Here is a 13,087-nt window from a genome sequence, read left to right on the forward strand (position 1 = left end):
AAGATGAAAGATTACTTTATAATCGCAGTCTGAATTATTTGTTGAATCTCTTCTCTGATTTTTCCTTTTGCTAATTTATTTTCATCGTTAATTACTTCTGGATATGTTCTGTTCGATAAGAAAACATAAACAATTTCGGTTTCTGGATCTGCCCAAGCCATGTTTCCTGTAAAACCGGTGTGCCCGAAACTCGCTTCGGAAACACAATCGCAAGTTGGCCCGCCTTTGTGAACTCTTTTATCAAATCCTAAACCTCTCAAAACGCCTTGATTTTTGTAATAACAAGTATTGAAGGCATCAAAAGTTTGAGGAGAAAAATATTGAATGCCACCGTAATTTCCTTTTTGTAAATACATTTGCATCATTTTGGCAACGTCCATGCTGTTTGAAAAAATCCCTGCGTGACCTGCAACACCGCCTTCCATTGCGGCAGCCATATCGTGCACATAACCTTGAATGACCTGATGTCTGAAATAATTATCAATTTCAGTTGGAGCAATATTGCTTTTGTCAAATTTGTCTAAAGGATTGTAAAGCGTATTCGTCATTCCTAATGTACTATAGAAGTTTTCTTTGCTCAAATCTTCCAAATTTTTATGTGTTTTTCTTTCTAAATATTCTTTTAGAATGATAAAAGTAAAATCGCTGTATTTGTATTCTTTTTTATGAGAAACAGGGCTTTGCGCAATGATTTTCATAATCGTGTCATGATAGTCATTTCGAAGGTAAAGGCTATCCGCTACTTTTGTTGTAAAACCATTTTCAGCTATTTTTCGATAGTATTTTTGAGAAGGTTTAGTATTAGCGTCTAAAGTTGCTTTGTAAAACGGAATCCATGCCTGAAGGCCAGCGTAGTGATTCAGCAAATCTTTGAAAGTGATATTTTCTTTGTTTGTTTTGGCAAAAAACGGCACCATATCTTTTAGTTTGGTGTCCAGCGTTACTTTATTTTTATCGTACAATTGCATCACATTTGGCAGTGTCGAAATCATTTTTGAAATTGAAGCCACATCATACAAATCTGAATTGGTTACAGTTTTTCCGTTATCATAAGTTTGAGTTCCGTACGATTTCTGAAAAATTACACTTCCTTTTCTTGCCACCAAAACCTGCATTCCCGGTGTCATTTTCCCATCGATCGCTTTTTGTGCTACGGCATCAATTTTAGACAAAATAGCGGGATTCATATTTACATTTTCGGGAGCTGTAAACGCTAAGCGATTTAATTTTTCTGTAGTTAAACCGTCATTTACATGAAAAGAATCATTAATCGAAACCGGCAATTTTCCTTTGGCTTCAATGGCTCCAAAAAGTAATTCTGCCGAAACCACTTGGCTGATATCTGAGTTTTGATACGAAACCACTAATCCTTCAATATCAGTAAAATCTGAAATAGAAAGTAGCGAATATGGTTTGGCAAAAACATCCAAAATCACTTTGTTGTGTTTTGCAATTTCTTTCAGCCAAAGCATTTCTTGTAGTGTGAATTCTTGTTTTTCCCAAGGCTTATTTACTTTGTGAAAGCTGATAATAACCTTGTCAAACTTTTTTAATTCACTATTTAAACTGTCAAGATTGGTGTCTTTAACTTCTGTAATATCAGTGTATTTTTTTAAAGTAGAAACGAAAGTGCTGTTGGTATCTTCACCCAATTTCACGTAAGCAATTTTTTCGCTTAAATTTTTTATCGGAAGTATTTCTTTGTCATTTTTTAAAACGGTAATTGCATTTTCATATAATTTATAATGCAAAGCGTCATTTTGCGTCGGATTCAAATCTTCATATAAATTATTTAAATCAATTGGTTTGTATTGGTGCAATCCCGCTTTGTATTTGTAGTGTAATATTTTTTTAACCGAATGTGCTAAACGTTCTTCTGTAATAACTTTTTCGTTGTAAGCCGCTTCTAGTTTTTGAAAAGCTACAGGAACATTTTCTGGACAAAGCAAAATGTCGTTTCCAGCTAAAATTACGGCTATTTCCAAATCGCCCGGGCCTTTAAAATTAGCGGCACCTTTCATTGCTAAACCGTCTGTAAAAATCAATCCGTTGAATCCTAATTCTTTTTGAAGCAGATTCGTAACAACATTATAAGAAGCCGAAGAAGGACAATTTGGCTGTGATTCTAAACTTGGGATATTAAGATGTGCGACCATTACGGAAGCCAAGCCTTCGTCGAATAATTTTTTATATGGATATAATTCAACTAATTCTAGTCTGTCTTTAGAAAAATTAACGGTAGGTAAAGCTTTATGCGAATCGGTTGAAGTGTCGCCGTGTCCAGGAAAATGTTTTCCGGTGCAAAAAACGCCGTTTCCTTGAATTCCTTTCATTAAAGCGATCGCTTTTTCGCTTACATTAACTTTATCTTCACCAAAAGAGCGGTTTCCGATAATTGGGTTTTTAGGGTTTGTATTAATATCCAAAACAGGAGCGAAGTTGAAATGAACGCCAATTCGTTTGTTTTCCGTGGCCATATTTTTTCCCACTTTTTCGATCAAGCTCAAATCTTGAATCGCACCCAAAGTCATGTTCCAAGGATAACGATAAGTTGAATCCAAACGCATGGCTAATCCCCATTCGGCATCAATACCAATCATCAAAGGAATTTTTGCTTTTGATTGATATAAATTGGTCAATTTTGCTTGACGAACAGGTCCACCTTGAAAGAAAATAACATTTCCTATTTTGTAATCTTCAATAAGTTTGCTGATTTGATTAACGTGTGCAGAATCTTTATTAGAATAAGCAGAAACCATAAACAGTTGACCAATTTTTTCCTGAACCGTCATTTTGTTGTAAATGCTGTCAACCCAAGCCGTTTCCTGATCAGAATCTTTGAAGAATGTTTTTTTCTCGGTAATATTTTTTTGAACGTAAACAACGGTGTCCTTCGAAGGAATACCTTTTTTGGCATCGGTTACGGTGTTTTTTTTAGAAGCACAATTGGTGATTAAAAAGATAAAAGAGGCGTATAAACTAATTTTTATGAATGAATTTTTCATGTGATTTTTTTTTAAACCGATTTGAATTTTAGCATCAAATTCAAATCGATTAATCAATATTGATAAGCTGATTAGAAGCTTATTTTGTCGCTCGTTTTAGAGCTTGTAATGTATAAACCTAAATAAGTTATTAATCCGTTTAGCACGATTAATTCGTTATCAAAAACATATCCTGCAAACAGCAGTTTCGAGTTTTCATTAATTAGATAAGTAAAAAATGGCGATAATAAACAGATTATTGGAACCAGTTTGTCATGCACATTTCTAGATTTTTGGAACAAACCAAAAGCATATAATCCTAGCAATGGTCCATAAGTATAAGAAGCAACTTTAAAGATCATTCCAACAACAGAACTGTCGTTTATTGCATTAAAAACCAATATGATAAAAAATACTAAAACAGAAAAACTGATGTGGACTAAATGTCTAATTTTTACCGTGTTTTTTTTATGGCTGTTTTCTGCTTTGTCCATTCCTAAAAAGTCAACACAGAAAGAAGTGGTTAAAGCCGTTAATGCCGAATCTGTAGTAGCAAAAGTGGCAGCAATGATTCCTAATAAAAAGACAATTGCAGGAATTAATGCTAGATGATTTAGCGCGATTTCTGGAAAAAGTAGATCGGTTCTTGGTTTTCCTGTTACTAAATCAGTTGGAATTGAAATGCCATTTTTATTTGCATAAATGTATAAAAGTGCTCCAACACTCAAAAAGAAAATATTGATTACCACAAATATTCCTGTAAAAGTGAACATGTTTTTTTGCGCTTCGCCAATGTTTTTGCAGCTCAGATTTTTTTGCATTAAATCCTGATCCAAACCTGTCATGGCAATGGTTACAAACATTCCACCTAATATTTGTTTTATGAAATGGAATTTACTTCCCATAAAATCATCAAAGAAAAAAATCTTCGAGTAATTACTGTTTTTCACTTCTTCAAATGCGCTGATGGCACTTAAATCCATTCGGTCACAAATGAAATAAATGGTTAAGAAAACAGAAGTCACCAGGAAAAACGTCTGTAAAGTATCTGTAATGATAATCGTTTTTAATCCGCCTCTGTAAGTGTATGAGAAAATAAGCAATAACGAAATCAAAACGGTAAAAGCAAACGGAACATGATAGAAATCAAATACAAAACGTTGTAAAACAATAACAACCAAATAAAGTCTGAATGCCGAGCTGATCGTTCTACTGATCAAGAAAATAGAAGCCGCTGTTTTGTAACTGAAAACACCCATTCTATGCTCAATATAACTATAAATCGAAGTCAGGTTCATTCTGTAATACAGAGGCAACAATAATTTTGTAATTACAATAAAACCAAGTGCATTTCCTAAAACAAACTGAAAATATTTGAATTGTTCACCAGTTGCTGCACCAACCTCGCCCGGAACCGATATAAAAGTAACTCCAGAAAGAGCCGTTCCAATCATCCCGAAAGCAACTAAATACCATTTTGAATTTTTATTGGCAGTAAAAAAAGCTTGATTGCCGCTATCTTTCTTGCTTACTCTGTGCGAGATATAGAATAATGTTCCGAAATAAATGATAATTAAGAGTAGGATGGTGCTTGGTGTCATTTTATTTTTTGGTGTTTGATTCTTTTATAAAACTATAAAAGATTTTAAAAAGTTTTGATTTTGCAGATTTTTATTTTTGTGCCAATAAAACTGCTCTTACACTTTTGTGCTTATGAAGTAATTCTTCGGCTAAATCATGTTCAATTCCAAGTTCTTCTATAATCATTTTAATAGCTCGTTTTACCAGTTTTTCGTTAGAAAGCTGCATATCAACCATTTTGTTGCCTTTTACTTTTCCAAGTTTGATCATTACCGAAGTAGAGATCATGTTTAAAGTTAATTTTTGAGCCGTTCCCGATTTCATTCTGGTACTTCCAGTTAAAAATTCTGGTCCAACAATCAATTCAATTGGATAATCTGCTTCTTGAGCAATAAGTCCGTTGCTGATGCAAGAAATACTTCCCGTTTTTATATTGTGTTCTTTGGCTTTTTTCAGAGCGCCTAGGACATAAGGTGTGTTTCCAGAAGCAGCAATTCCGATAATAAAATCAAGACTTGAGATTTCAAATTTTTCCAAATCTTTCCAAGCTTGTTCTGTATCGTCTTCAGCGTTTTCAACTGCTTTTCTGATAGCAGTGTCTCCACCAGCAATAATTCCGATAATCATGTCATGCGGCACACCAAAAGTCGGTGGGCATTCTGACGCATCTAAAATTCCGATTCTTCCTGAAGTTCCCGCTCCAATATAAAATAATCGGCCACCCAATTGCATTTTTTTGACAATTGCTTTAACCAGTTTTTCAATTTTAGGAATTTGTTCCTCAATAATATTCGGTACTTTTTTGTCTTCTGTATTAATGTTTGTAAGAAGTTCTTTCACGCTCATTTGATCCAAATCTTTGTACAAAGATTCTTGTTCGGTTTCAGGATTTTTATTTTTCATTTTTCTCTTTTTTTTGATTTTAGAAACCAAATTCTTCCGAATAAGGACTTCGTTTTTGTGCATTAATAGTCTCTATTTTATTTAAAAAATAGTGGAATTCGAGTGGATTATTGAATTAAGGGATTATTTATAAATCAGGTATTTTGTTCGCATTTTTTTGAAAGCTTCTAGGTTTTTCTGCCAGCTTTTTCTAATTTCAGATTCAGAAACGCCACTTTCAATTTGCTGTTGTAATTTTTTTGTTCCTGCAAGCTTGGTGAAAAAAGCATTGAAGAATTTTGTTTTGTCACTTGTATTTTGATACGCTTTAATCAACCATTTTAATTCGAGTTGTTTTAGTTTTGGATATTTCGTTAAATCCTCGCCAAAACATTCTTTTCCATTGTATAAAGGATCTTTTGCACCAAAATTTGGTTTCGGTGTAAAGCTGAAATTGGTTTTGGTTAAATAGGGCGAGCCATAAATTTGAAATTGTGTTTCAGTTCCGCGGCCAACGCTCACATTTGTTCCTTCAAAAAGGCATAAACTCGCATAAAGATTGATTGATTGGTCGTTGGGCAAATTTGGAGATGGTTTTACCAATAAACTGTAAGGCATTGTTCGTTTATAATCCAAACATGGAATAACAGTTAATTTGCATTGAGCGCCATCTTTGAGCCATTTTTCACCATTTACCATTTGTGCATATTCTCCAATTGTCATTCCGTGTAGGAGCGGAATAGGGTGCATGCCCACAAAACTGGTGAATTCTTTTTCTAAAAGCGGACCGTCAACGATAGAACCATTCGGATTTGGTCTGTCAAAAACAATAAGCGGAACGTTATTTTCTGCGCAAGCTTCCATCACATAATGAAGTGAAGAAATATAGGTATAGAATCGCGCGCCAACATCTTGCAAGTCAAAGATCATCACATCAATTCCTGCTAATTGTGCTGATTTTGGTTTTTTATTATCACCATAAAGTGAAATAATTGGCAAGCCTGTTTTTGGATCTTTTCCGTCAACAACATGTTCACCGGCATCAGCAGTTCCTCGAAACCCGTGTTCCGGAGCAAAAATAGTCTGAATGGCAATTTTTTTCTCTAAAAGAAAATCAACTACATGTGTTTTATCAGACAAAATTCCGGTTTGATTCGTTACAATTCCAACTTTTTTATCTTTTAAAATCGGAAGATATTTTTCGTAATTATCTGCACCAGTTTTAATTACAGAAGCATTGGTTTCCAATGAATTCTGAGATTGAATTGTTGAAGATTGAGACGGAATACAAAATAGAAATGCCGCAACAAAAGCGCTTTTTGCTATAAATTTTATCATTTTAAATACAGTTAATAGTTAAGACAAAAAAAATTGACAAAATAAAATTAAGATTTTATCGGGATGTATATGAATGTTTTAGGTAGATTGGGGGAAATCTAAAAACTAATATTGTATGGCCTGAATTATTCAGGGGAGAATCTTATTTTGTCTTTTTGTCTGTCACGATGTGTTTAAAAAAGAATGTTTTTTAAATACTGCCCCCAAAAACATGCAATTTTGGAGGCAGTTTTACTATTGATTTTTCAGTTTTTACTGAATTACCAGCCTGGGTTTTGTTTTAGTGTTACACCTTCAGCCAAGTATAAATTGATGTCATTTGTTGGAATCGCACTTAAGTAATTTTTAGGTGATACAAATAATCTAGTTACACCTGCTGCATAAGGAATTACATATCCTTGAGCATTTACTTTTGTTTTAGTGCTTCCGCCTATCAAAGAAACTATTCTAGCTCCTAAAATAACATCTGGATTAGCATTAGTGTCTAAATAATCTCCTTTTTTCCAACGAATAAGATCTTCTTTTCTCATAGAAGTCCAGCTCATGAACTCAATTCTGCGCTCACGACGAATCTCATATATAATTGGACTAACGATTCCGCCTAGTTGCTCTAACGCAGTTGTTCTTTGCGGATCATCGATTTGTACGCCATTAGCAGAAGCATTTGTGCCATCTGTAGTCAAAATAGCAATTCCTGCACGTGTACGAACTTTGTTGATTGATAAATTAAGATCGTTGTTAGTAATTGTACCTAATTCAGCACAAGCTTCAGCATAATTCAAATAAACCTCGCTTAGTGTGAAAATAGGAGCATCAATTTGATTTTGTCCAATTGTTGTAACCTCTGTACCTGTTGCAGCTGGGTTGTTGTATAGTTGAATTACATAACCTGTTATAGATGTCAAACCATTGAAAGGTTTGTCAGAATAAGCATAATCTGCGTTGCTGAAAGCTTTAGCAAATCTTGGATCTCTGTTGGCAAATGTATTAGCAATAGTAGCATCACCTAAATATTGAGCATTTCCTGCTTGTTTGATAGGTAATCCATTTGTCGTTACATAACTTTCTGCAGCAAATTTTGTCAATCCGTTTTGAACAGTAGAAGTATTTGTGTACGCTTGAATTCCATTTCCTAAAACACCTTTAATGTATCTTTTTGTCAAAATTACTTCACTGTTTCCTAATAACTCAAGAGAATTGTAAAGTGCTTTCCAATCTGCGTTTAATTTATAAGAATTGTTATTCATTACAGCTAAAGAAGCATCTTTTGCTTTTTGAAGATAAGCGTTTCCATTTTGACCTAGATTGTATTTTCTGTAAGTACCTTCAGTTAAACATACCTTGCTTAATAATGCATATGCAGTGTATTTGTTTACTGTAATATTACTGTCATCAACGTTTAATAACATTGGAATTGCTTCTTCCAAATCTTTAATAACATTGTCCATAACTTCTGCTCTTGAAGAAGCTGGTTTGTATACATTAGGATCATTTTGAGCTAAATATTTATCTGTATAAGGCACATCACCAAATTGCTGTGCTAAACGGAAATAGGTATTAGCTCTAAAAAACTTTGCAACACCTATATAGTGGTTTTTCTTCGTCTGATCCATAGGTACATTTGGTACTCTTTCTAGCATCAAGTTGCAACGACGAATCAAAGTGTAATATTCGTTCCAGTTTGCGTTAGTTGCATTTGCTGCTGTTGGGAAGTTCGTAAAAACATTCATTGCTAAATTGTCGTCAATTAACCCTGTAGCCGAAGCATGAAAGTAAAAGTCGGCCGTAGTACCAGCATTATTTCCGTAGCCATTAAAGGTATTATAGTTCAGCCAAGAATATGTTTTTACGTTATTTTCTGAAGTCCAAAAGTTATCATCTGAAAACACATCTTCAGGCGGTGTATCCAAAAAATCTGAACAGCTAACAGCTAGACTTGCAAAAGTTAGCAAGGCCACTGATAGTTTTATCCTTGAGTTTATTATTAATTTTCTCATTGTGATTAATTTTTAATTTTTAAATACATTTTTTAGAACGCAAGCTGTATACCAACTGACCATGTTTTAGAATAAGGGAAAGTTCTACCCCATTGTGATTCAGTTTCGTTGATCTCAGGATCGACTGGTAATTTGCTGCTTTTCCAAGTAGCTAAGTTCATACCTGAAATATACGGTCTGATTTTATCAATTCCCACTTTTGAAGTAATACTTTTAGGGAAAGTATATCCAATGGTTACTGATTTTAAACGTAAATAGGACATGTCTAATAAATAACGTGATTGTGCAACAAAGTTGTTTGATCCAGGAGCATAAGTTCCAAAAGCGTTACCAGAATGTCCTGGGTATGGATTAGGGAAATAAGCATCTGTATTTTGTGGTGTCCAATAGTCGTTTTGGTTCACATACATAGCATCTGTTCTGTTGTAGAATGGTAATACTAAGTCAGAAGTTGTCCAGTACTCACGTTTTCCAACTCCTTGAAAGAAAGCATCAATATCAAATCCGTATAAAGTACCTCCTACACGAGCACTATATTGATAACGAGGAGTTGTATTACCAATAACTTTTAAATCTCCAGGATTAGTAGCTGTTCCGTCTCCTCTTGAGATTACTCCGTCACCATTTAAGTCTTTGTACATTACATCTCCAGCGCCATATTTAAAAGCACCTGTTCTAATGTTTTTGTAATCTACACCATTTACAATTAATCCAGTTGCGTCAATTTGATCTGTTGATTGGATCAAACGATCTGTTTCTAATCCCCAGATTTCTCCAATTTTTTGACCTGCATAAAAAGAACCTAAAAGTTTAGAAGTGTTGTTCCATTCTGTTACTTCTGTAGTATTATCATAAAGGGCAAGATCAGTATAAACATTGATGTCTTTATTGATTTGTTTGTTAAAGTTAATCGCTAATTCCCAACCAGTTGTTCTTAAATTTCCTGAGTTTGTATTGGCAGCAGCCTGACCAAATGAACCTGGAAGCGTTTTACCTGGAGCTAACATTCCTTTAGTATCACGTTGGTAATAATCAAAAGTTAAACCTAACATATTAAAGATACGAATATCTATACCAACATCTTGTGAATTTACTTTTTCCCAAGTTAGATTTGGATCAACGTTTGATGGCTGATTAACAGAAGGCGGTACAGTTGCGCCACTTCCTAACCAAAATGGGTTAGAGTTAGTCATCGTTGGCAAAAAGGCATTTGCAGCAATGTTTTGGTTTCCGATTGAACCAACAGATCCACGGATTTTCAAATCATTTAACCAGCTTTTTGTGCCTTCCATGAAACCTTCTTCAGAAATTCTATATCCAACAGAAGCAGAAGGGAAGAATCCCCATTGCTCATCTGTAGGGAATTTTGATGAACCGTCATAACGTGCGTTTAACTCCAGTAAGTATTTTCCTTTGTAATCATAATTCACACGTGCAAAAAATCCGGCAATTGCATATCTTGATAAACCTGGATTTAAAATTGCAGTAGAAACAAGAGGTGAAGTAAATTGATCACCAATAGCTAAGTTAAATTCTGGTTTGTTTTTATCCAAAAGTGTATTTCTACGAGCATAAGTTCTTTCAAAATCATACCATTCAGAGTTCAAACCTCCTAATAGTTTAAAGTTATGGTTGTCACCCAATGTTTTGCTGTAATTTCCAAAGATGTTTGCTACATTTCTTGTATAAGAAGATTTAGCTTGTGCAACAAAATCGTTTGCACTTTCCATCATTGTTGGTTTTCCAGCAACTAAGTCAGCAGCACTTGTCCACCAATCCCAAAGTGGCACTTGACCACCGTTCATTTTTAGACTTGAGAAGTTGTTGTTGATGCTGTATTCTCCAACGATGTTAAAGTCTTTTGTGATTTGAGCAGTAAGCCTTCCGCTTATCCTCATATCATTTGATTTGCTTTCGTTTTGAGTAGCATTTGCCATATAACCTGGTGCATGTCTGAAGTAAGTACCATTGTAAGTACCGTAAGGGAAATAAGAACCCCAACGCATATAGTATCCAAAATATCCATTTCCATCAGTATCAAGACCACTATTGTAGTAGTTGAAAGGAGAGTCGTATTCTTGGAAAGTTCCCAATACTTTAAAATCTCCAGTAAGCCAGCTTGCCAACTGTGTAGTCATACCAAGGTTAAGATTGAATCTTTGGTTCGTCTCGTTATTGATTTTCATTACACCTTCTTGGTTAGCAAGACCTAACGAAACAATAAATGAACTTTTTTCACCCAAAGAACCTTGAGCCGATAAATTGTGAAGTGTTTGTACCGCATTCTTTTTCAACATTTCATCATGCGGATTCCAAATTCTGTAGAAATATTCTTTTCCGCCAATAACGTCAAAATCTTCTCCTAAGATCATATTTTTGTCGTTAGGATTTCTTGTAGCAGCATATTTTTCTTTCCAATTAATGATTCCAGGCAATAATGTTTTGTAGTTCATACCAAAAGATTCTGGATTTGCATTACCAGCTCTTGCTTGTGCATCAATCATTGCAGGAAGTTCTACAGTAGGATCATTAAATTGAACCAAAGAAATTGGGTTGCTCCATCCTGTATTGTTGCTGTAAGCGAATCGTACTTTTCCTTTAGCATTTTTACCACTTTTTGTAGTAATTAAGATAACTCCAAATGCAGCACGTGCACCATAAATAGAAGCAGAAGCAGCATCTTTAAGTACAGACATCGATTCTACGTCTTCTGAATTTAGCATTGATAAGTCGCCTGGAACACCGTCAACTAAAATAAGTGGAGATCCTGTAGCTACTCCATTTACAATAGTTCCCGCTCCACGAATATTTACATTTGATCCTTTGCTTATATTACCTGAGTTATAAGTAATATTAAGTCCAGGTGTCGTTCCTTGTAAACCTTTTGTGATATCTGTAATAGGAATGCTTCCTAAAGCTTTTTTTACATCTACTTTAGCAACAGCACCTGTAAGATTTGCTTTTTTCTGAGAAGAGAATCCCACGACAACTACTTCATCCAATTTTGCAGTAGCTGCAGCAAGAGAAATGTTTAGTTTTTGCTGTCCTTCAATTTTTACTACCTGAGTTTCAGATCCCATGTAGCTAAAGCTTAGAGATTGTCCCTGCGCTACACTGATGCTGAAGTTTCCATCAAAATCAGTAGTTGTGCCGTGTGTAGTTCCCTGAATCACTACGCTGACTCCCGGTATGGGAAACCCGTCTGCTTTGTTTTTAACAGTTCCAGTAATTGTTTTTGTTTGCCCAAATGTCACTTGAATGAACAAAACCAACAATGAAATTAGTAATAATTTTTTCATAATAATCTGGTTTTTTTTATGGTTGTTGAGCAAATATATCTATTTATTGCATACAATTGCATTTTTTTGTCATTTTTTTCTAAAATTAACTTAAATAACGCAAAATAACGCAAATTATAATGTTTTAATTAGGCTGCGTTAATAATTAAAATCTTTTAATTTGCGGAATGTTGCATATTCAATTTGTGTTTTTTACTATAAATTGAAATAATTGATATATTTGCTCTGAATTTTAACTTTTTAAGAATATGCTGAAAGCCGAAAGACATCAATATATAATGACTAAGCTTATTGAGGACCAAAAGGTTGTCACGACAGATTTAGCGTTGGCTCTAGATTTGTCTGAAGACACTATTCGTCGAGATTTGAACGAATTAGACAGTAAAAAGATGTTAGAAAAAGTGTATGGCGGGGCAGTTCAGGTTTCTGAAAAATCGGCTAATATATTTGATATTTATATTTCGGAAGAAGAGCAAAAAAAGCAAATCGTCACAAAAGCATTGTCTTTACTTAGTGATGATCAAGTTATTATAATGAGTGGTGGAAGCACCAATTTGGTTTTTGCAAAGTTAATTCCTGCCGATTTAAAAGCGACAATTTATACTTATAGTCTTCCAATTGCGATGCAATTGTCACAGCATCCAAACATTGATTTGATCTTTATTGGCGGAAAAATGCAAAAAAACGCAATGGTAACAATTGGTATGGATGTGATTCAGGTTGTCTCTAAAATCAAAGCTGATATTTGTTTCATTGGCGCCAGCAGCATCAATATAAAACAAGGTTTGACTGAAATTGGGTATGAAATCTCCATTGTCAAAAAAGCAATGATTGAGGCTTCAGACAAGGTGGTTTCAATGTTTTCTTCGGATAAATTGGATACAAAAATGCCTCATGGTGTTTGTGAACTTACTAAATTAGATACAATTGTAACCGATTTAGATCCAAATGACGACAAATTGGAAGAATATCGAAAATCTGGTGTACTTATCCTATAATTTATTGT

7 protein-coding genes are annotated in these 13,087 nt (G+C 34.4%); 1 reads left to right on the forward strand and 6 read right to left on the reverse strand.

Features of this window, described 5'->3' with window-relative positions:
• Nucleotides 1–11: 11 nt before the first annotated feature.
• From EYY60_RS11360 to EYY60_RS11385, 6 genes are all read right to left on the reverse strand, one after another.
• The gene (locus EYY60_RS11360) at nucleotides 12–3,005 is read right to left on the reverse strand and encodes a glycoside hydrolase family 3 N-terminal domain-containing protein (protein WP_132989454.1); all 2,994 of its coding nucleotides are present in this window, start codon (nucleotides 3,003–3,005) and stop codon (nucleotides 12–14) included.
• A gap of 71 nt (nucleotides 3,006–3,076) precedes the next feature.
• Complete coding sequence (locus EYY60_RS11365) at nucleotides 3,077–4,585, reverse strand: sodium:solute symporter (protein ID WP_132989455.1); 1,509 nt, start codon at nucleotides 4,583–4,585, stop codon at nucleotides 3,077–3,079.
• Between the two features lie 70 nt (nucleotides 4,586–4,655).
• Nucleotides 4,656–5,468 (reverse strand): N-acetylmuramic acid 6-phosphate etherase, encoded by an 813-nt coding sequence (murQ, locus tag EYY60_RS11370; protein WP_132989456.1) that lies wholly within the window; start codon nucleotides 5,466–5,468, stop codon nucleotides 4,656–4,658.
• A gap of 123 nt (nucleotides 5,469–5,591) precedes the next feature.
• Nucleotides 5,592–6,785: an exo-beta-N-acetylmuramidase NamZ family protein gene (locus EYY60_RS11375; RefSeq protein WP_132989457.1), complete on the reverse strand. Its 1,194-nt coding sequence runs from the start codon at nucleotides 6,783–6,785 to the stop codon at nucleotides 5,592–5,594.
• Between the two features lie 260 nt (nucleotides 6,786–7,045).
• Nucleotides 7,046–8,782, reverse strand: coding sequence for a RagB/SusD family nutrient uptake outer membrane protein (locus tag EYY60_RS11380; RefSeq protein WP_132989458.1), 1,737 nt, complete (start codon nucleotides 8,780–8,782; stop codon nucleotides 7,046–7,048).
• Between the two features lie 32 nt (nucleotides 8,783–8,814).
• Nucleotides 8,815–12,081 (reverse strand): SusC/RagA family TonB-linked outer membrane protein, encoded by a 3,267-nt coding sequence (locus EYY60_RS11385; RefSeq protein ID WP_132989459.1) that lies wholly within the window; start codon nucleotides 12,079–12,081, stop codon nucleotides 8,815–8,817.
• A gap of 248 nt (nucleotides 12,082–12,329) precedes the next feature.
• On the opposite strand from EYY60_RS11385, the gene EYY60_RS11390 reads away from it, so the two are divergent.
• Nucleotides 12,330–13,079, forward strand: coding sequence for a DeoR/GlpR family DNA-binding transcription regulator (locus EYY60_RS11390; RefSeq protein ID WP_132989460.1), 750 nt, complete (start codon nucleotides 12,330–12,332; stop codon nucleotides 13,077–13,079).
• The last annotated feature ends 8 nt before the right edge of the window (nucleotides 13,080–13,087 follow it).

It is taken from the genome of Flavobacterium zhairuonense (genome assembly GCF_004352915.1).
GTDB lineage: Bacteria > Bacteroidota > Bacteroidia > Flavobacteriales > Flavobacteriaceae > Flavobacterium > Flavobacterium zhairuonense.

Coding starts and splice junctions, on each gene's coding strand:
- EYY60_RS11360 (WP_132989454.1), bottom strand. CDS start 3,005: ATGAAAAATTCATTCATAAAAATTAGTTTATACGCCTCTTTTATCTTT.
- EYY60_RS11365 (WP_132989455.1), bottom strand. CDS start 4,585: ATGACACCAAGCACCATCCTACTCTTAATTATCATTTATTTCGGAACA.
- murQ (WP_132989456.1), bottom strand. CDS start 5,468: ATGAAAAATAAAAATCCTGAAACCGAACAAGAATCTTTGTACAAAGAT.
- EYY60_RS11375 (WP_132989457.1), bottom strand. CDS start 6,785: ATGATAAAATTTATAGCAAAAAGCGCTTTTGTTGCGGCATTTCTATTT.
- EYY60_RS11380 (WP_132989458.1), bottom strand. CDS start 8,782: ATGAGAAAATTAATAATAAACTCAAGGATAAAACTATCAGTGGCCTTG.
- EYY60_RS11385 (WP_132989459.1), bottom strand. CDS start 12,081: ATGAAAAAATTATTACTAATTTCATTGTTGGTTTTGTTCATTCAAGTG.
- EYY60_RS11390 (WP_132989460.1), top strand. CDS start 12,330: ATGCTGAAAGCCGAAAGACATCAATATATAATGACTAAGCTTATTGAG.